Origin of the sequence: Arcicella rosea (assembly GCF_040543805.1) — a bacterium.
Lineage (GTDB): Bacteria > Bacteroidota > Bacteroidia > Cytophagales > Spirosomataceae > Arcicella > Arcicella rosea.
In genome coordinates this window covers 41,453-61,182 of sequence record NZ_JBEUMS010000015.1, presented here as the reverse complement: position 1 = coordinate 61,182, position 19,730 = coordinate 41,453, and the positions used below count along the sequence as shown (strand labels likewise).

Below are 19,730 nucleotides of genomic sequence, written 5' to 3'. Positions count from 1 at the left end.
GACAAGCTTAGTTTGGTTTCATTTTTTCTGCACAATCCCAGTGTTCTGCAATTTTGCCATTTTCAATTCTAAATAAATCAAACCAAGTAGTCGTATATTTTTTAGATTTATCTACGGGGTCTGGCATTTCTCTTACAAAACTTAGCATTACAAGGTCTCCTTCGGCGATAATTGCTACCACCGACGATTTGATATTGTTTGCAATAGGCTGAGGTTTCGTGAATTTTGCAAAGAAATCTACAACAGCTTTTCTGCCAGTAGCAGCATTAGGGTTGTGTTGCATATAATTTTCATCAAAGTATTTTTCTGCTACTTCAAGGTGTCCGCCTTCTAAGAATTCTCGCCACATATCGTACACGAGTTTTTTGTTGCGTTCAAGCGTTGGGTTGTCACTTTTAAGGAGTTGTTCTTGTGGAGCAAGAGGCTTTACAGGAAGTTGAGCAAATGTCTTGATGGACGATAGCATCAAAATAGCTCCAAAGAATGCAAGGAATGAGTACTTCATAATGAGTGATTCTGGATAGTTTTGAAAAGTTATAATGAGTTTCACCGTTCACAATTACTTATTTAATACAAGTAACTTGAACCTAAAACTAAATTAAGGATAAAAACTGAAATTGTGGACTAAAATTCAGGGATGTTTGCTCAACTGCTATTAGGCTCTTCCATACGACCTAAAATGGTAAAGAACCTCCTTTTTCAATGATTCAAGAGTCACAAAACCAGTAATCGAAGACTTAAAACATGTCTCGAGAGTCACAAAACCAGTCATCGAAGACCTAAAACATGTCTCGAGAGTCACAAAACCAGTCATCGAAGACTTAAAACATGTCTCAAGAGTCACAAAACCAGTCATCGAAGCCCTAAAACATGTCTCAAGAGTCACAAAACCAGTCATCGAAGACCTAAAATATGTCTCGAGAGTCACAAAATCAGTCATCGAAGACTTAAAACATGTCTCGAGAGTCACAAAACCAGTCATTGATGACCTAAAATGTGTCTCGTGAGTCACAAAATATCACATTCACCAGATACAAAAAATGGCTAATGATTTTTTATGTCATTAGCCATTTTAACCTCTTAAGGAGATTCTATATTTTACTTCTTAAATATCCTACCAAAATTTCAAGTCCTTTTTCGAAGTGAATATTGTTTGGAATCACAATGTCCGACGTTTTACGATAAGGTTTTACATATTTTTTAAAAGCAGGTTCAACGTGGTTATCCCAACGATACATTACTTCTTCTTTTTCGCCATAACCTCTTTCTTGTGCATCTCTTCTGATACGTCTGTCGAGTCTGATTTTACTTTTAGCATCAACAAAGATTTTCAAATCTAATAAATCAGCAATTTCTTTAAAGTAAAAAACGAATAGTCCTTCAACAACAATGATAGGCTTAGGCTGAAATGTAATTATTTCTGGAATAATATCAGGATTATTAAAAGTATATTCTTTTCGTTGGAAAGCTTGTCCTGAACGAATCGTTTCAATATCAATAGCGTATTGATGCAAATCTAACGATTCGGGTTCATCGAAATTAATATAACCATGTTTGTCGATAACTTGCTCGTGTCGGTTTTTGTAATAATTGTCTTGTGAAATCAAACAAATTTCATCTTTTGAAAAAGAACGAAGTAATTGATTGAGAAATAATGTTTTGCCCGAAGCACTGCCTCCGGTGATGCCTACGATAAATGGTCGTTGGTCTGGTCTCATAAAATGATTATAGTCGTTGAAAAATTTTCACAAAGGTCGGAAAAGATTATTACAACTTGTATTTTAATACTGACTCTTTTCTTGTTTCATCTCAGAAAGGTGGCTTTTTCCCCGTAATTGTTTTGCCGTCGAGAATCGCCCAAAGTTGATTTTTATAAGTATCGCCCAATGGAATATTCAGGTCTTTGTCTAAATAAACCTGATTTCCTTCGATGAATTCTATCTTGCTTAAAGAAATTATATAAGAACGATGTACTCTGGCAAAACCTTCCGAAGGCAAAGATTCTTCTAAATCTTTTACATTTAAAAGGGTTACAAATTTTCCTTTTTCGGTATGAATCGTTACATAATTTCCCAAACCTTCAATAAAGAGGATTTCTGAAAGATTAATTCTTTGGATGCGGTTATCGGTTTTTACGAAGATAAAATTATCAGTGTTTACTTGGTTGCCAGTATTACTTTCTTGAATAATATTACTAGCAGAATGTGGAATTTGTACTTTTTGTAAGGCTTGTAAAAAGCGCTCGAAAGCTATAGGTTTTATCAAATAATCAATGGCATTGTTATCAAAACCCTCAATGGCGTATTGCTTGTAAGCAGTCGTGAGAATAAACTTGCATCTTCCTTTTACAAGCTTTATAAAGCTGATACCCGAAAGTTCTGGCATTTGAATATCAATAAAAACTAAATCAATCTTCTGAGTATTTACAATATCCAGCGCTTCAAGTGGGTCAATACTGGTTGCCACAAGATTTAATGAGGGAATGCTTTTGATATAACTCCTTAGAATATCAATCGCAGCTTGCTCGTCGTCAATGATTAAACAATTTATACTCATAGTGGTATTTCGGGTGTAAAAATTCAAGCTTTCTTTTCAAAGGATGAATTCTGTTTTTTTATTTATTGCAAAAGGTTTTTTGATGCTGATTTTTTGGATAATATTTTTCAGCAAACCATTTAAATAGCAGTTTTTAGGTGCTATTTTACAGATATTTTAAAGCAATTTCTAAACGTTTATTTTACAAAATTACAGATTGTATGTTAGATTATAATGTTTGAAATTGACAAGTAAACACTACGAAATGCCGATAAATGTGTTTACCCTTGAAAAGCTCTAGTTCGTCATTTTTTATAAGGGTTTGGTGTAAATAATTTTTGTTAACAATTCTTTACGGCAAATTTTGAGGACTAAAGTTTTATACATAAAAGTCATTCTCAGTAGATAGAGCACCTATTATTTTCAACTAGTTTTCATCTAATTAAGATAATAGAAGGCTCGTCGAAAAGATGTAGCCTTTTTTATTTCCGACTATCTGATAAGGCTATTAAACTTTCAAAGAAAGGTTTACTTCATAAAAACCAGCTTCGTCGGTAATCTCTAAACAATGCGAGCCAGCATAACCTAGCAATAGACGTTTTTTAGTGTTTTCTAATCCAATCTTTCCAGAAATTTCCCTTGGTCCTTGTCGTTTATAATTATGAGTCATAAATCGTAATTCATTGCCCTCAACTTCAACCATAATTCTGAGGGGTCTATCACAATTGTTCAATTCTCCATGTTTAAAGGCATTTTCTACGAAAGTAATCAGGATTAAAGGCATGATTTGCTTCTCAGTTAAATCACCGAAAACGCTCAGAATAATTTGTAAACGATTGTCAAAACGCAATTGTTGAATTTCTATATAGTTTTGAATATGCTTTAATTCAGAAGCCAAAGGCACTTTTTCTACTTGATAATTATCATGCAAAGCATAACTCATGATGTCCGAAAGTAGCGTGATGGCTCTTGATAAATTGGTAGAATATACTTTTGCTTGCACATTGAAAAAATGTAAGGTTTTAAATAAAAAGTCTGGATTAATCTGATTTTTGATACTTGAAAGTTCAGACCTTACAATTACTTTTTCAAGCTCATTTGTTTGCCATGCTATTTCCTGCTGTCTTTTTTCTTGATTCAGAATTTTTTCAGCATACCAATACACAAAAGCCGTCGGAATCATCATCAGTAAATACCAAAATCTTAGCATTACATTAATACTCCAAAAAGGCGTATTATTAATGTTTTCTGCTGTTTTGGGCATCAAGGTTCTATCAATCAGAACGCCCAGATTTGCGATCAGAAAAATGACTAAAATCGTTACTAGACTCAGCATAATAGGTTTTTTTCTATCAAGTAGTAAAGGGAAAATTACCTTTAAGGATAAATAGAATACCAACATTTTCAAGAGAATGTTGTAGAAAATAATACCTATGCTGATAAAATTGATTTTGGTGTCGAAATTTGAATAATGTATAAAAGCATGAAATGAAAAATCCAGTATCCAATAATAATAATGGTATTTGATGTTGATAGAGTTCATAAGCTTAATTTCAGGAAGATTTTTTGGCTGCAATCAGAGTGCTCGAATTTGATAAAATGCTTATTAAAATATCCGATGTACAATCGCCTACGGACATCCATCAAATCATCAAAAATATTTTTTTCACAGATGCCTATTTTTCTTTTATAGGTAATCGTTAAGAATAAATTGTCTGCTTGTGTTTCAATCCAAATACTTACAGGGCATTGAGCATCATTTAAAACGCCATTTTTAAAAGTATTTTCGATGAGTGGACTTATTGTTAATGGATGAATGCGTCTGTAATTAATGTTTCCAATGATTTCCAGTTCAATATTTAATTTTCCATCAAACTGAATTTGCTGGATTGCTACATAGTTTTTAATGTATTGTATTTCTTTCATCAAAGATACTTTGCCTTCGTTATCATTTTCTTTGATGGTATAGCGCATCATTTCTGCCAGTAACATCACAGAATCGGATAATTTTTTTGACATTGGCAATGCTTGAGCATATAGGAAATTCAAAGAATTATAAAAAAAATGTGGGTTAATCTGATTTTTGAGCGAGGATAATTCTGCTTCTAAAATAGATTTTTCTAACATGTTTTTTTGTAATTCAGCCTTACTTTGTTCTCTTACATTTTGGATAAAATTGGTAGCAAACCAATATGCCAAAGCAAAATGTATTGATAGATATAGATTGTTTAAACCAACTGTACAGGATCTATAAAAATTGAATGTTTCGTTAATAATAGCCCTGTAAAAATAAATAATCAAGGCATTACCAACGGAACAAACCACAGCCAATGTAATTAATGAAAAGAATAATAATTGGTATTTTTTGGTGGGTAATGTTTCAGGGAAAATTCGATGTAAGAGCAGGTAGAAACATGCGATAATTTCTAATACAGAAATAATCACATTTTGAAAAATGTGATGGATTTGAGTAAACTTTTCAGGAGTAGTGATGAATCCGGATAAAAAAAAGTACAAAGTATAGGCTATCCAAAAAAATATATGGTTACTCGTTTTTCTCATTTCTTACTTATCCTTTCCTTTTCAAATTTACCAAGTAAGGCCTGTTGATAAGTGGGTTTTGAGCTGAATCGCTTGATTGTTGGTTTAAAACATCACTTTGTAAGGCTTAAACTGCTATTTTAGCTGATTTGCTACTTGAATGATTGTGTATAAATACGCTTTAAAAACATGCTTTTGATTAACAAATGCTAATTCTTTAGCGCTATTTTGAAGAGTGAATTGACTTGAATATGCCACAATGGAATATCTTAAAATCACCTTTTTTAATTTCTCGACTTCCAAATCGAAACTTTGAGCTTATCTTTGTCGTTCAATTTTATTAGAAGTGTTTTGTATGATTAATAAAGGTTTTTTCAAGTAGAAATTATTAGATTTTTTGAAAAAGCACAACCTTTAAAACATAAAAATGGGCGATTTAAAAATAAAAAAAGAAGACATCATCAGAGCCTTGTCAACAGTACAAGAACCAGATTTGAAGAAAGATTTGGTGACGCTCAATATGATTAAAGACATTGAATTAGGCGTAGGTGAAGTTCGTTTTACGGTAGTACTTACTACTCCGGCTTGTCCATTAAAAGAAAGAATTCGTAAAGAATGCGAAGAAGCGATTCATACACATGTTGACGAAAACCTAAGTGTTGTAATTGATATGACGGCAGATGTTACTTCGTCAAGAATGGGGACAACGCTTTTACCAAATGTAAAAAATATTATTGCGATTGCTTCAGGAAAAGGTGGAGTAGGGAAATCTACTGTAACCGCCAATTTAGCGATGGCACTGAAGCTTTCAGGCGCTAAAGTTGGTATTATTGATGCGGATATTTCTGGACCTTCTATTCCAGTAATGTTTGGTGCTGAGGATATGCAACCTTTAGTAAGCCAAATTGATGGCAAAAACATGATTCAACCTATCATGCAATACGGCATCAAAATGATTTCAATGGGTTTTCTTGCTCCACAAGACAATCCAGTACCTTGGAGAGGTCCAATGGCAACGCAAGCTTTACGTCAGTTTTTTAGTGATACTCATTGGGGAGAATTAGATTATTTATTGATTGATTTACCTCCAGGTACTTCTGATATTCACCTTTCTTTGGTGCAATTAGTACCAGTTACAGGTGCAGTGATTGTAACGACTCCACAAAAAGTAGCTTTGGCAGATGCTACCAAAGGATTAATGTTTTTCCGTCAGCCACAAATTAATGTGCCAGTTTTAGGCGTCATTGAAAATATGGCATATTTTACGCCAGAAGAATTACCTGATAATAAGTATTATATTTTCGGAAAAGACGGCGGAAAGAATTTAGCAACAAAATACGAAACAGATTTATTAGGTGAAATTCCTTTAGTACAAAGTATCAGAGAAGCTGGTGACGATGGAAAACCTGCCGTAATGAGCGATAGTATTATTGCAACTGCTTTCAAAAAATCGGCTGAATTGTTAGCTCAACAAGTTGCTATTAGAAATGCAACAAAAGAAAAGACCAAGCCTGTACAAGTAAAAGTGTAGTTTTTTCTAGTATATTTGAGAGAAATATTACCATTAAAACGCAATAAAGAGTTCTTTTTCTGCGTGATACATTTTATGGAAACAACCGTTGAATATCCTTTACAGGAAAAAATAGAAAAAGCCTTAGATAAAATTCGTCCTTACTTAGTAGCCGACGGAGGAAATGTAAGAGTACTTGAGATTGTAGATGGTAACATCCTTCGCCTCGAATTGGTTGGTGCTTGTAGTGCATGTTCGATGTCTGCAATGACTTTCCGTGGAGGTATTGAAGAAACCATTCTTCGTGAAGTACCAGAAATTATTAAGGTAGAAGCCGTAAATATGTAATTCTATATGAATTAGACATAAATCAAAAACCCTTGTAGCGCAATTCTACAAGGGTTTTTTCTTAACTTTGCTTATCGGAATTCAGTCGTCAGCTTTCGGATTTTAGATGATATGTCTTGATTCACTATTATTTCGTTATCCGTTTTTCTTTCATCCATTCAACATCGAAAAATCAATCCCTTTTATGAAAATAGGCATCTTCTTTGGCGGGCCTGCTCGTGAGCGTGAAATCAGTTTTGCTGGAGGTAAAACCGCAATGGAAAATATTGATAAAACTCTTTTTGAACCGATTCCTGTTTTTGTGGATGGTCTTGGGAATTTTATTGTTTTAAAACCTGAATTAGTATATTCTACTTCGATTCGTGATTTTTATCCTCCAAAATCTTATCAAGGTGATTACAGTATTTATGTTGAATCTTTAGGTGAATTGTCTGAAGATGAATTAAATAAAATTATTGCAGAAGTTGGCGAACGTATTACACCAGAGCAATTTTCAAAGAAATTTGATTTTGTATTTATCGCCATGCACGGACCAGCTTGTGAAGACGGAAGTATTCAGGGTTTGTTAGAATGGTATGGAGTACCATATTCTGGACCAAGCTTAATGGGTTCATCTATCGGAATTGATAAAATTGCCCAAAACGATTTAATTCGTTTGGCTGTTGGTTTGGATAAAAAAACAACCAGTATCAGCCGTGAATATTTTGAAAGTAAAGATGCTACTAAACTTTTTGAAGAAGTAAAAGCTTCTGTTGGTTTGCCTTTCGTGGTGAAAGCTCCGCATCAAGGTTCATCAATTGGTGTGGCTTTTGTGAAGAAAGATGTGGTTGAAGATTTTGTAAAAGCCGTAAAACAATGTTTGTTTATCAGAGAAGTATCTTTGGAAGAATGGAACAGTGTTGAGCATCAGGAATTTGTACAAAGAATGGCAAATTTGGATGAAGGAATTGGTTTGCCAGTTTCGATGAATGGTGAAGTTGTCTATCATCCTGCTGAGTTATTAACAAAAATTTCAGCTCATTTCGAGCAATCTCAAGAAAACGTAGCCTTGATTTCAATGAATTCGGAAGATGCTATTTTGATTGAAGGTTTTGTAAAAGGACAAGAATTTAGCTGTGGTGTGATTCAAAATCCAGATTGCGAATCTGTAGCTTTACCGCCAACCGAAATCGTAGCAAATGTTGAAGTATTTGATTTTAAAGCAAAATATCAATCGTCAGCTACTCGTAAGAAAATCCCGATTACTACTTCTTTAGAAAACAATCAACAAGTACAGGCGGATGTGAAAAAAGCATTTGATTCGCTAAAATTTGGTGTTTGTACTCGTATTGACGGTTTTGTTACGCCAGAAGGTAAAGTAATTCTACACGACCCAAATACGATTCCGGGAATGTCGCCAACTTCTATCATTTTTAAACAAATGGCTGAAATTGGTTTGAATGTGACGGATTCTATAACGTACTTTATTCGTCAGTCGATTCGGGAAAGAATGCGTACTGGCAAAAGTACTTTTAAGTTTCAGCAATTATTAACGAAACTTGATGTTGCCATTGCCAAAAGAATTGAAGAGCTTGATGATAGACAAAAAGTAGCGATTATTTTCGGAGGATTTTCGCCAGAAGCCCAAGAAGAAAGTTTTGTGAAAGCCCGAAAAGTGTATTCAACGTTAGCGGCTTCTACAGAATTTTATCCAGTTCCAGTTTTTGTAACAGGTGAAAATCATTTGAATGAAGAATTGTACTTATTGCCAACCAATTTGATGTTCAAGGAATTTGCAGAAGATATTGCTAAAGTATTGGATGGTTCAATTCATCCTTTAATTGCAGAAACCAGAATTAAAGCCGAAAGAATCACTTTACATTATACTGGTAAAAAAGTAGGAGTAGTAGAACAAATTTCTCGTGAAAAATTGACTGAAATCGCAGATTTAACGTCAATTTGTACGATTGATTTCAGCATTGATTTGCCAGTATATTTATAAAAAATGATTTTATTGATTACTTCAAAAGCCAGTGAATATGATTTTCACTGGCTTTTGTGCTTTTTGAAAGAAATTAATCTAAAAATAATCACTGTATTCGGATAATTTTCGTTGAAAATACTATGAAAAATACAAAATCTATTAATTTTGCATCTTCGTTTGAACAATCTTTGAGTTATAGGTAAATTACTTGTTGCTCAGAATCCCAAAATCATGTCTTCCAAAAAAATACAATCAGCTCTTATTTCGGTTTATTACAAAGACGGACTTGCTCCGATTGTCGAATTACTTCATCAAAATGGAGTAAAATTATACTCGACGGGTGGTACGCAAACTTTTATTGAAGAATTAGGTATTCCTGTTACGGCAGTTGAAGACCTAACAAGTTATCCTTCTATTTTCGGAGGAAGAGTAAAAACACTTCATCCAAAAGTTTTCGGTGGTATTCTTTATCGTCGTGATCATGAAGGCGATGTAGCTACGGCTGCTCAATATGAAATTCCTTCAATTGATTTAGTAATTGTTGATTTATATCCTTTTGAGGAAACTGTTGCGAGTGGAGCATCTGAAGATGATATTATTGAGAAAATTGACATCGGTGGTATTTCTTTAATTCGTGGTGCAGCGAAAAACTACAACGACGTATTGATAGTTTCGTCACGTACACAATACGCTGAAGTACTTTCTATTTTACAAGCTAAAAACTGCGGAACTGATTTATCAGACCGTAAGCGTTTTGCGATGTTGGCTTTTGGTACTTCTTCTCATTACGATACTGCTATTCATGCGTATTTTAATGGCAACAAAACTGATATTTACGATTTTAAATCGTTGCCACAAAGTACCCTTCGTTATGGCGAAAACCCGCATCAATCAGCTACTTTCTATGGTGATTTAGCGGCTTTGTTTGATAAATTGCATGGAAAAGAGTTGTCGTACAACAACCTTGTTGACGTTGATGCTTGTATTACTTTGTTGGATGAATTCAAGGAAACATCTTTTGTAATTATCAAACATACCAATGCTTGTGGTGTAGCTTCTGCTGAAACTGTTCACCAAGCGTATTTGAATGCTTTTGCTTGTGATACTATTTCTGCTTTTGGAGGCGTTTTAGCAACTAATGGAACAGTTGATAAAGCTGCGGCAGAAGAAATGAATACTTTATTCTTCGAAATTTTAATTGCTCCAGATTTTACTGAAGAAGCTTTAGAAGTATTAAAATCTAAGAAAAATCGTATTTTATTGAAACGTAAACCTGTACAAAATTCAAAAATGATGTTCAAAACATTGTTGAATGGCGTATTGGAACAAGATAAAGATTTAGCTACTGAAACTGTTGCTGATTTCAAAACTGTAACGACAAAAGCACCAACTGATTCTGAATTACGTGCTTTAGAATTTGCCTTGAAAATCTGTAAGCATACTAAGTCAAACACGATTATTTTAGCAAAAGAAGGTCAACTTTTGGCTTCTGGTGTTGGTCAAACTTCAAGAGTAGATGCTTTGAAACAAGCGATTGACAAAGCAGCTGAATTTGGTTTTGATTTACAAGGTTCAGTAATGGCTTCTGATGCTTTCTTCCCATTCCCAGACTGCGTTGAAATTGCTCATAAAGCTGGAATTACTGCGGTAGTTCAGCCAGGAGGTTCAATTAAAGACAAAGATTCTGTAGCTTATTGCGATGCTAATGATTTAGCAATGGTAATGACTGGTGTAAGACACTTTAAGCACTAAAAATCAGGAATTTAAAATGATTTTTATAGAACCTCGCTCATGATTTGAGCGAGGTTTTTTGCCTTATTTTAACGAGTAAAATGCAAGCTAAATTTTCATTTCATCAATTCTAGAAAAAAGCCCCATTTTTAGCCCGAATTCTACGCAAAAAACCACAAACGTTAGATGATTTGATAGGTTTTTTGTATTTTTACTTTTTAATTGGAAATAAAGCAAATTGCGTAATTAAAAGACCACGTTACAAAAATCTTCAAAAAATATAAATGAAAATGGAAGAGGTGATTTTGTCGTTTATATAGAAAATATAAGCGACCTCTAAGGTCAACCTTCCAAAATCAAATAAAATATGTCAGAATTTCAAGAACCAGAAGAAAACAGTAGAGCAAATTATGATGCCGACAACATACAGGTCCTTGAGGGCCTAGAGGCAGTAAGAAAACGTCCATCCATGTATATTGGTGATACTGGATTTAAAGGTCTTCACCACTTAATTTGGGAAGTTGTTGATAACTCAATTGATGAGGCACTTGCGGGTCATTGTGATACGATTAAAGTAACCATCAATACCAATAATTCAATTACTGTTGAAGATAACGGTCGTGGTATTCCAACTGGAATGCACACAAAAGAGAAAAAATCGGCTTTGGAGGTTGTAATGACGGTGCTTCACGCTGGTGGTAAATTCGATAAAGACACTTATAAAGTATCTGGTGGTTTGCATGGTGTGGGGGTTTCTTGTGTGAATGCGCTTTCTACAGATTTGAAAGTTACTGTTTACCGTGAAGGAAAAGTATTTGAACAAGAATATAAAATAGGTATTCCACAATATGCTGTAAGAGAAATCGGAACAACTGAAAATCACGGAACAACCGTTACTTTCAAGCCAGATGAATCAATTTTTACAGTAACTGAATACAAATACGAAACCGTTGCGGGTCGTTTACGTGAACTTTCATTCTTGAATGCTGGTATCAAAATTAGTTTGACCGACCTTCGTGATTTAGATGAAAATGGCGAACCTAAAACTGATTTATTCTACTCAGAAGGTGGTTTAAGTGAATTTGTATTGTATTTGGATGCTAGCCGTGATAAAATCATTGAAGCACCAATCTATATGGAAGGTGATAAAAATGGTGTTCCAGTACAAGTAGCGATGATGTATAATACTTCATATACAGAAAATGTAGTGTCGTATGTAAACAACATCAATACGATTGAAGGCGGTACACACGTAGCAGGTTTCCGTGGTGCTTTGACTCGTACGTTGAAAAACTATGCGGATAAATCAGGTGCTTTAGATAAATTAAAAATTGATATTGTTGGAGATGACTTCCGTGAAGGTTTAACGGCGGTAATTTCTGTAAAAGTAGCAGAACCACAATTTGAAGGACAAACCAAAACTAAATTAGGTAACGGTGAAGTTTCAGGTGCGGTTTCTGCAGCGATGTCTGATATGTTAGAATCTTGGTTGGAAGAACATCCAAAAGAGGCTCGTCAGATTGTTGCGAAAGTTGTATTGGCGGCTCAGGCTCGTCATGCTGCTCGTAAAGCTCGTGAAATGGTGCAGCGTAAAACCGTTTTAGGTGGAAACTCTTTACCGGGTAAATTAGCTGACTGTTCTGATAATGACCCACACGTTTGTGAATTATACTTAGTAGAAGGGGACTCGGCAGGTGGAACTGCCAAACAAGGTCGTAACCGTGCATTCCAAGCAATTTTGCCATTAAGAGGTAAAATCTTGAACGTTGAAAAAGCGCAAGAATATAAGATTTACGAAAGTGAAGAAATCAAGAATATGATTACTGCTTTAGGAGTAAGTTTTGGTAGAGATGGTGATGAAAGAGCCTTGAATACTGAAAAATTACGCTACCATAAAGTAATCATCATGACGGATGCCGATGTCGATGGTTCTCACATCAGAACGTTGATTTTGACTTTCTTCTTCCGTTATATGAAAGATTTATTGGATAAAGGTTATATCTATATCGCACAACCGCCATTATACCAAGTGAAAAAAGGACAACAAATGGAATATTGTTGGACAGAAACACAACGTGAGCAAGCCATCAAACGTATTGCTGGTAATGGTAAAGAGGACTCTGTTGGCGTACAACGTTACAAAGGTCTTGGAGAGATGAACGCTGAACAATTGTGGGAAACTACGATGAATCCAGATACTCGTACTTTGAAACAAGTAACCATTGAATCTGCTGTTGAAGCTGACCATTTGTTCTCAATGTTGATGGGTGATGAAGTACCACCACGTAGAGAATTTATTGAGAAAAATGCGAAATATGCTAAAATTGATGTGTAGCTAATATTAGTCATGATAAAATATAAAACCCACAAGGATTAAAATTCTTGTGGGTTTTTTGTTGGAATATCTATCAAAACTTTACTTTCCTAAATCTCTAAAATACCTCAACATTTGCCCGTAATCCATACCCATTGCTAGGCTTTGGACAGTCATAGCGATGCGTTTGGTTTTAGTTTCAATAGTTTTTGCTGATTCAATCCATTTACTGTAATAAAATTGGTGACTTTTTGGCATTGCATGAAAAGCTTTTGAGGCAACTGCATCATCTTCTAGGCATATTAATAGTTCAGGAGAAATAGTTAACTCACTTTTATCTTCTTCCAAACTTACTTGTACGCTTGCACCATCAGTTTTTCGAATCCCTTTCCTTATTTGTGCATTAATGGGCAAAATAAAATCACCCTCACCCATTGGGATAAGAGCGACCAATTTTATCGAAAATTCATCTATTTTACCTTTTACTCTAAAACTTACACGAGTATCCGCTTTGATTTGCTGTGCAATATCCGCTGGTACTTCAAAATAAGTCCAGCCAGTTTTTTCTCCTTTCTTATCAAACTTTTGAAGTATCGCTGTGAAAATAACCATTTTGCTTAGTGATTTTTTTAGTTCTTAGTGATTAGAATTGTCTTTAAATTATATGCAATGCTTCCTGAAAATTTTAATCACCAATCGCTTAAACTAAACTGTATCTTTTTTAGCAGGTTTTCCAAATTTATTGAAAAGTCCATTGATAACGCTTTTCTTCTGACTTTCTAATAGTTTTTTTGCTTTGTCTGCCGCTGCTTTCTTGATACTATCTGCTGTAGTTTTCGCTTTTGCTTCCATCGCATCTTTGTCTAAAATTTGCGCAGGCAAGGCATCTTTTTTGATATTAAGTTGATCCAATACTTTATTTTTGCCCTCATCAATTTGTGCTTGCAAAGTAGCTTTGGCAACATCTTTTAAAGAATTTGCTGTACTACTTCCTTTAAAACCAAAAGCTGGGTTTTTGAGTGTTCCACCTAACTGTAAATCAAATTTTACTCTATCCGTTCCTTGAAGATTTTTACCTGTCCATTTTTGAAATACATTGCCAAAAGCTTCACCTATTTTGCCAGAAGGTACATCCAAGAGTAAATTATAATCCATTGAACCCGTCAAACCATGACGACCGCTCGCTGTAATTTTATAATCTTCAAATTTAATATCAAATGGTTTTACACCAAATGTTCCATCTTTGATTTCAAATTGCATTAATAAATTACTCAATTTGGTTTCCTTTAATTTAGCAATTTTGGTGGTTTCTACCAATTTCTGAACCAAAGGATTACTTTCTGAAACTGTTGCTTGCAATACTTTCATCAAGCCATCGCCAGTCAAGGAATTGATTTTTGGCATCATATCTTGTCCTAATTCTCCACCGATTTGTAATTTTGAAGTTACATTGCCAATTAAATATTGCGCTACTGGCATCAAGGATTTTACGATATTCAAATGTTGATAAGCCTGAGCAATTTCAATATTTTCAAGGTTCAAGGCGAAGTCAAATAGAGGATGGGCTAAATTGGAAGTATTGTAAGTTCCGCTCGTCGTGAATTTTCCTCCCAAAGATTGAAAAGCTACGTTTTGCATTTTCACAGCGCCATTTCCTACAACCAACGCACCTTTGATATTTTGCATTTTCATCTGACTATACAGTGCTTCTCCAATGTCAGAATCCATCACCAACTCAATATTTTTAGGAATTTCAACTACTTGTAACGGCTGTGCAGTTCCTCCAGCAGCAGTAGTTTTTGGACTATCCGTCATCCATTCATTCACATTGAATTTATTCGATTTTACATTCATTTTACCTTTTACTGTACCATTGTTCAAGGCATAATCCATGTAATTGGTAAATGTTCCATCTGCCACAAAATCACTTGTGCCTAAGAAACCCTTTGCATTTGTTACTTTAATGGCTGTTGGCGTGAAAGTCATGTCCGCAGAAGTAACTTTTACTCCTTGTGGGTATTCTTTTGAAACAAATTCAAAATTCTGCATGGTTGCTTTTCCAGAAGTAGGCAAACTAGCATAACGTTTTGCTTTCACGTCCGACATTTTTCCTTTGGTTTCTATATCTGCATCAATTTTTCCTTTCAAAGTCATGTCAGTCAAAGGATAGATTTTGGTCATTTTGGTTAAATCTATTTTTCCCTTTGCTTTAATATCCCAATTGTAATTTTCAAAGTTTTCAATTACTCCATTAGCCGTAAAAGGTTCGCCATCTAAAACCATTCTCATCTCCGTAATGGCCAAACGAGTAGAAGCTAAAGCAGCGTTGGTATTCACTAAATTGGCTTTAACATTCAGATCTTGAATGGGTTGTGGAAATTGGTCAGATTTAATGTATCCGTTCGCTAAACTCATTACTGCATTTACTTGTGGAAATGCTTTTGTCAGGGAATCATAAGTACCTTTTGCTTTTAAATCCATGCTGTAAAGTCCACGCATTTCTAAGCCTTTCATCGGGAAAATTTGTCCAATTTGCTGTAAATCAATTTTCGCAACCACATCCGCATCTACTTTTGATTTTCCCAAACCTTCTATCATAGCACGTGCATTGATAGGGTTTTTGCCCAAATTCATGTTGAATTTCTTGATGTTCAATACCGAATTGTTAAGGTCGTTCGTGGTATTACTTGCTTTAAAATCAAGGTTGATTCCCGTAACTGCCGTTGGTAAATTGGGATATTGGAACATGGCATTTTCTACCAATAAATTGAAGGCATAAGTAGGAAATGAAGTAGCATTCATCGTTCCTTTTACAAAACCATTAAATTGTACATTTCCATCAGCATCAACGTCTTTGAACTTATCTGTATAGATATTTGGCACCAATGAAAGTAAGTTTTTAAAAGTATTTTCTGGCGAAGAATAAGTAATGTCTAATACAATATTTGATGTATCAGGCATGGCTACTGAGCCGTCAAAATTCAAGGTGAAATCATTAACCTTCCATGAATTTTTAGTGAAAGAATACTTACTTTTTGCTTGGTCAATATTGATTTTCATATCCGCCGACAATGTTTTGTCGTGCATGTATTCTGTGCCTCCGTAACTGATAGATGCTTTTTCAACCTGAGTATTGGTCGTCAAATCATAGATTTCAGCACCAATATTTCCAGAACCTTCATGTGTAATGTTTTGAAGTAATACAAAAGTATTTTTCAGTCTATCATCATAAGTAATTTGCCCGTTGGTCAATTTCCATGATTCAATTCCGACATTAAAATTACTTTTGGTTTTTGTCTCTTCTTGCTGAACTTGTAGCGAATCTGTTCTATAAATATCATAATTGGCAGAGCCATCTGGCAATACTTTAATCAAGATTTTTGGACTTTCAATAGCGATTGAATTGATGGCTACTTTATCTCCAGAAATAATTGATTTTAAATCGGCTGCTAAAGAAAACTCTTTGGCTTGCACCAAAGTATCACTTGAAAAAGGCGAATAACCAACCACACCAAAGTCTGTCAAAGAAATGGTTAATGAAGGGAAATGTTTGAAAAAAGATAAGTCAAAATCATTATAATAAACTTTTGCCTTTACTTTTTTCTGAATTTCTTCGTTGACCTTTGCTTGAATAGTATCCTTAAAAAAGAAAGGCACTGCAAAAAGCACGACAGCAAATAAAGTAATAATCGAAACTAGAATGATTAAGGCTTTTTTCATGGTTTTGTGAGACTTTAGGATTTTAAGACTAAAAGACTTTAGGACTGACTGGAAGACTTACACTGACTTGATGACTTAAGGACTAGAAACATTAGATTATAGATTTAAGACTTTAATATTAAGTTTTCACATCCATAGATTCTAAAATCTTTTAATCATTTGCTCTTACCCAAATCTTTAGTCTTACAGTCTTTTAGTCCTCAAATCTTAAACTAAATCACCAACTTTTCAATCAATAAAATCAAAATATGAATTACTTTAATATGTACTTCTTGAATACGGTCGGCATAGCCGAAATGTGGGACTCTGATTTCTACATCAGCTTGTCCATCTAATTTTCCACCGTCTTTCCCAGTAAGTAATACAATTTTCATGCCTTTGGCTTTAGCCGCTTCAACCGCCTTGATAATATTGGCAGAATTCCCACTTGTAGAAATACCTAACAAAACATCCCCTTTATTTCCTAAACCTTCTACAAAACGAGAAAAAATATGGTCAAAACCATAATCGTTACTTACACAAGAAATATGAGAAACATCAGAAATGGCAATAGCAGCTAAAGAACGGCGGTCGTCACGATAGCGACCCGATAACTCTTCTGCAAAGTGCATCGCATCACAATGTGAGCCACCATTTCCACAAGAAATTATTTTGTTTCCATCACGAATGGCATCAGCCATTATTTGGGCAGCAGCTTGAATATCAGCAAGATTTTTTGGATTAGCAATAAAGTTTTGAAGTACTAATTGTGCTTCGTTGAGTTCTTGTGCAATAATATCAATCACGAATTTTTCTATGTTTATTTTAATGTTAATCAAAATTACGAAACATTATTATAAATCTTGTAGCAAGGGCTGAAATAGAAAAGGCCTCGTCGAAACGAAGCCTTCCTATATTGTTTATTATGCTTAATAATCTCCGCCAGCACCGCCACCGCCAAAGTCTCCACCTCCGAAACCGCCGAAGTCGAAACCACCACCACCACTACTTCCTCCGCCAGAGTGTCCACCGCCAAAACCACCACCAGTGAAAATGATTGGTCCACCCCAACCGCCACTGTTAAAACCGCCGCCACCACCACCACGTCTGTTGCGTGAAGCAATGATTAAAACGATAATTACGATGATAAATACAATGAACAAGAAACCAAAACCTCCACCATCATCTTTCTCATCTGCTTTAAATTCACCAGAAGCTCTTCTCATCATTTCTGTTGTGGCTTCATCCAAACCTTGGTACCATAAACCTGCTTTGAAATTGGGTGAAAGTGTTCGATTGATGATTCTTTTAGCAATGGCATCCGTAATGGTTGCTTCCATACCTCGCCCCGTTACGATTCTGATTTTACGAGTTTCAGTTGCCCATAAAAGTACTAAACCATTGTTTTTGTCTTTCTGACCAACGCCCCAATCTTTCGCAATTTTCATGGCAAAATCGTAAGGGTCAGATTCTCCTGTGTTTTTTACAATTACAATGGTTAATTGTGTTGAGGTAGAATCGGCATAACCTCTGAGTTTTTGCTCTAATGATTCTCGTTCTGGACTGGTCAAAATATTCACATAATCGTTCACTAATCTTTGTGGACTAGGTTTGGCTGGAATATTTTGTGCAATTACAAGCGAATGAACTGACAATAGTGAAAAACTAAAGAGCGTCCAGAGTATATAAATTGAAAATTTCTTAAACATCTTCATAAAGAAATCCCTTCCTTCTCAGAAAAGGTTTGGGCTTATTTAGCCAAACGAAATTTCGTCTGGCAATTCGTTTGTATCGTCTTTTTGATAAGGAAAGTAATGTTTTAACTGTTCGCCAGCTAAATGAATTGCTTTGATGAATCCCTCGGTAAAAAGTCCTTGCGAAAAATGACTTTTTAATAATTCTTTGGTCGATTCCCAAAAATCATCAGGTACTACTTTGTCAATTCCTTTATCGCCAATGACTGCAAATTTTCGGTCTTCAACTGCCAAGTAAAAGAGTACACCATTTTGTTGTGCAGTGTTGGTCATTCCAATTTCTTGAAATACTTCTTTGGCTCTATCTAACACGTTTGGCTTGGGACAATTCTTCTCGATATGCAATCGGATTTCTCCAGAACTATTCAATTCTGCTGCCTGAATTGCCTTGACAATCTGTGCTTTCTGTACTTCATTAAAAAAGTTCTGAGGCATGTCTATTTAGTGAATTAGTGAATTGTGAATTAGTGATTTTTTAATAAGTGATTGAGTGAATTGTGAGTTAGTGATTTTTTTAATGAGTGATTGAGTGGGTCACTGAATTAGTGATTATTATAAAACATATTTTCACTAATTCACAATTCACTAATTGATAACTCACAACTCAAAAAAATCACTAACTCACTCAATCACTAATTCACTCAATAAAAAAGGCGAAAAGCGAAAATTTATCTTGTTTTCTGCTTTTCGCCTTGTGCTATTTCATCGAAAAACTATTTTCCAAAATCAACAGTTGGAGCTTTTGATGCGCCAGCGTCAGCTTCAAAATAGCCTTTGGTTGTGAATCCTGAAAAACTTGCAATTAAGCTATTCGGGAAAGTAACAATTTTGTTGTTATAACCTTTTACAGTATCGTTGAAACGGTCACGCTCTTCTTTGATACGGTTTTCAGTTCCTTCTAATTGCGACTGTAATTCCGAGAAACTCTCAGTAGCTTTCAGTTGTGGATAACTTTCTGCAACAACCATCAAACGAGATAATGAGCCACTTAACTGGCTTTGTGCCGCTTGATATTTCTGCATATTTTCAGGCGTTAAATCCTTAGCGTCTAATTTAATCTGGCTTGCACTCGCACGTGCATTGATTACATCGGTTAAAGTACTTTTTTCAAAGTTGGCTACTCCTTGAACCGTTTTTACTAAATTTGGAATCAAATCTGCACGACGTTGATAAGCAGTTTGTACTTTCGCCCAAGATGCTTCAACCTCCTGATTTTCGGTCGCCATGCCGTTTCTGACACCAATACCCCAGAATAACAATAATGCGGCAACACCTAATCCAATAAGAAGTCCTTTTGACATAGTTTTAATTATTTAATGTGAATATGTGATGTAT

Annotated in this window: 16 protein-coding genes; 5 read left to right on the top strand and 11 right to left on the bottom strand. The window is 34.9% G+C overall.

Annotated features, from left to right (window positions below; translation table 11 throughout):
- Positions 1–7: 7 nt before the first annotated feature.
- The 5 genes from ABID42_RS18205 to ABID42_RS18185 all read right to left on the bottom strand — a co-directional run bounded on the left by ABID42_RS18205 (position 8) and on the right by ABID42_RS18185 (position 4,980).
- On the bottom strand, positions 8–505 hold the full coding sequence (locus ABID42_RS18205; protein WP_367284896.1) for a nuclear transport factor 2 family protein: 498 nt from the start codon (positions 503–505) through the stop codon (positions 8–10).
- A 586-nt stretch (positions 506–1,091) separates the two neighbouring features.
- A complete protein-coding gene (locus tag ABID42_RS18200; RefSeq protein WP_323256419.1) occupies positions 1,092–1,718 on the bottom strand; it encodes a uridine kinase family protein in 627 nt (208 codons plus the stop codon).
- A gap of 91 nt (positions 1,719–1,809) precedes the next feature.
- A complete protein-coding gene (locus tag ABID42_RS18195; RefSeq protein WP_323256417.1) occupies positions 1,810–2,556 on the bottom strand; it encodes a LytR/AlgR family response regulator transcription factor in 747 nt (248 codons plus the stop codon).
- A 487-nt stretch (positions 2,557–3,043) separates the two neighbouring features.
- Complete coding sequence (locus ABID42_RS18190; protein ID WP_367284895.1) at positions 3,044–4,078, bottom strand: sensor histidine kinase; 1,035 nt, start codon at positions 4,076–4,078, stop codon at positions 3,044–3,046.
- On the bottom strand, positions 4,075–4,980 hold the full coding sequence (locus ABID42_RS18185) for a sensor histidine kinase (RefSeq protein ID WP_367284894.1): 906 nt from the start codon (positions 4,978–4,980) through the stop codon (positions 4,075–4,077). The genes ABID42_RS18190 and ABID42_RS18185 overlap by 4 nt, the downstream gene beginning before the upstream one ends.
- Before the next feature lie 523 nt (positions 4,981–5,503).
- Between ABID42_RS18185 and ABID42_RS18180 the strand changes: the two genes are divergently transcribed.
- The 5 genes from ABID42_RS18180 (at position 5,504) to gyrB (ending at position 12,963) form a co-directional block, all read left to right on the top strand.
- Positions 5,504–6,607, top strand: coding sequence for an Mrp/NBP35 family ATP-binding protein (locus ABID42_RS18180; RefSeq protein WP_323256413.1), 1,104 nt, complete (start codon positions 5,504–5,506; stop codon positions 6,605–6,607).
- A gap of 75 nt (positions 6,608–6,682) precedes the next feature.
- Complete coding sequence (locus ABID42_RS18175; RefSeq protein WP_184129078.1) at positions 6,683–6,934, top strand: NifU family protein; 252 nt, start codon at positions 6,683–6,685, stop codon at positions 6,932–6,934.
- 184 nt (positions 6,935–7,118) lie between these two features.
- Positions 7,119–8,915: a D-alanine--D-alanine ligase family protein gene (locus ABID42_RS18170; RefSeq protein ID WP_367284893.1), complete on the top strand. Its 1,797-nt coding sequence runs from the start codon at positions 7,119–7,121 to the stop codon at positions 8,913–8,915.
- Between the two features lie 213 nt (positions 8,916–9,128).
- On the top strand, positions 9,129–10,649 hold the full coding sequence (purH, locus tag ABID42_RS18165) for a bifunctional phosphoribosylaminoimidazolecarboxamide formyltransferase/IMP cyclohydrolase (protein ID WP_367284892.1): 1,521 nt from the start codon (positions 9,129–9,131) through the stop codon (positions 10,647–10,649).
- Positions 10,650–10,995: 346 nt separating this feature from the next.
- Positions 10,996–12,963 (top strand): DNA topoisomerase (ATP-hydrolyzing) subunit B, encoded by a 1,968-nt coding sequence (gene gyrB, locus ABID42_RS18160; protein WP_367284891.1) that lies wholly within the window; start codon positions 10,996–10,998, stop codon positions 12,961–12,963.
- Between the two features lie 81 nt (positions 12,964–13,044).
- Here the strand turns inward: gyrB and ABID42_RS18155 are convergent, their stop codons facing one another.
- From ABID42_RS18155 to ABID42_RS18130, 6 genes are all read right to left on the bottom strand, one after another.
- Positions 13,045–13,554, bottom strand: a complete 510-nt coding sequence (locus ABID42_RS18155; RefSeq protein ID WP_367284890.1) for a DUF1905 domain-containing protein — start codon at positions 13,552–13,554, stop codon at positions 13,045–13,047.
- Between the two features lie 93 nt (positions 13,555–13,647).
- Positions 13,648–16,662, bottom strand: coding sequence for an AsmA-like C-terminal region-containing protein (locus ABID42_RS18150; protein ID WP_367284889.1), 3,015 nt, complete (start codon positions 16,660–16,662; stop codon positions 13,648–13,650).
- Positions 16,663–16,874: 212 nt separating this feature from the next.
- On the bottom strand, positions 16,875–17,447 hold the full coding sequence (gene lpcA, locus ABID42_RS18145; protein ID WP_367284888.1) for a D-sedoheptulose 7-phosphate isomerase: 573 nt from the start codon (positions 17,445–17,447) through the stop codon (positions 16,875–16,877).
- Positions 17,448–17,570: 123 nt separating this feature from the next.
- On the bottom strand, positions 17,571–18,350 hold the full coding sequence (locus ABID42_RS18140) for a TPM domain-containing protein (RefSeq protein WP_367284887.1): 780 nt from the start codon (positions 18,348–18,350) through the stop codon (positions 17,571–17,573).
- A gap of 45 nt (positions 18,351–18,395) precedes the next feature.
- Positions 18,396–18,830, bottom strand: coding sequence for a TPM domain-containing protein (locus tag ABID42_RS18135; RefSeq protein WP_367284886.1), 435 nt, complete (start codon positions 18,828–18,830; stop codon positions 18,396–18,398).
- 278 nt (positions 18,831–19,108) lie between these two features.
- Complete coding sequence (locus ABID42_RS18130) at positions 19,109–19,696, bottom strand: LemA family protein (RefSeq protein WP_367284885.1); 588 nt, start codon at positions 19,694–19,696, stop codon at positions 19,109–19,111.
- Between the last annotated feature and the right edge of the window lie 34 nt (positions 19,697–19,730).

Coding starts and splice junctions, on each gene's coding strand:
- purH (WP_367284892.1), top strand. CDS start 9,129: ATGTCTTCCAAAAAAATACAATCAGCTCTTATTTCGGTTTATTACAAA.
- ABID42_RS18135 (WP_367284886.1), bottom strand. CDS start 18,830: ATGCCTCAGAACTTTTTTAATGAAGTACAGAAAGCACAGATTGTCAAG.
- ABID42_RS18170 (WP_367284893.1), top strand. CDS start 7,119: ATGAAAATAGGCATCTTCTTTGGCGGGCCTGCTCGTGAGCGTGAAATC.
- ABID42_RS18180 (WP_323256413.1), top strand. CDS start 5,504: ATGGGCGATTTAAAAATAAAAAAAGAAGACATCATCAGAGCCTTGTCA.
- ABID42_RS18205 (WP_367284896.1), bottom strand. CDS start 505: ATGAAGTACTCATTCCTTGCATTCTTTGGAGCTATTTTGATGCTATCG.
- ABID42_RS18190 (WP_367284895.1), bottom strand. CDS start 4,078: ATGAACTCTATCAACATCAAATACCATTATTATTATTGGATACTGGAT.
- gyrB (WP_367284891.1), top strand. CDS start 10,996: ATGTCAGAATTTCAAGAACCAGAAGAAAACAGTAGAGCAAATTATGAT.
- ABID42_RS18195 (WP_323256417.1), bottom strand. CDS start 2,556: ATGAGTATAAATTGTTTAATCATTGACGACGAGCAAGCTGCGATTGAT.
- ABID42_RS18175 (WP_184129078.1), top strand. CDS start 6,683: ATGGAAACAACCGTTGAATATCCTTTACAGGAAAAAATAGAAAAAGCC.
- ABID42_RS18155 (WP_367284890.1), bottom strand. CDS start 13,554: ATGGTTATTTTCACAGCGATACTTCAAAAGTTTGATAAGAAAGGAGAA.
- ABID42_RS18150 (WP_367284889.1), bottom strand. CDS start 16,662: ATGAAAAAAGCCTTAATCATTCTAGTTTCGATTATTACTTTATTTGCT.
- ABID42_RS18130 (WP_367284885.1), bottom strand. CDS start 19,696: ATGTCAAAAGGACTTCTTATTGGATTAGGTGTTGCCGCATTATTGTTA.
- ABID42_RS18140 (WP_367284887.1), bottom strand. CDS start 18,350: ATGTTTAAGAAATTTTCAATTTATATACTCTGGACGCTCTTTAGTTTT.
- ABID42_RS18200 (WP_323256419.1), bottom strand. CDS start 1,718: ATGAGACCAGACCAACGACCATTTATCGTAGGCATCACCGGAGGCAGT.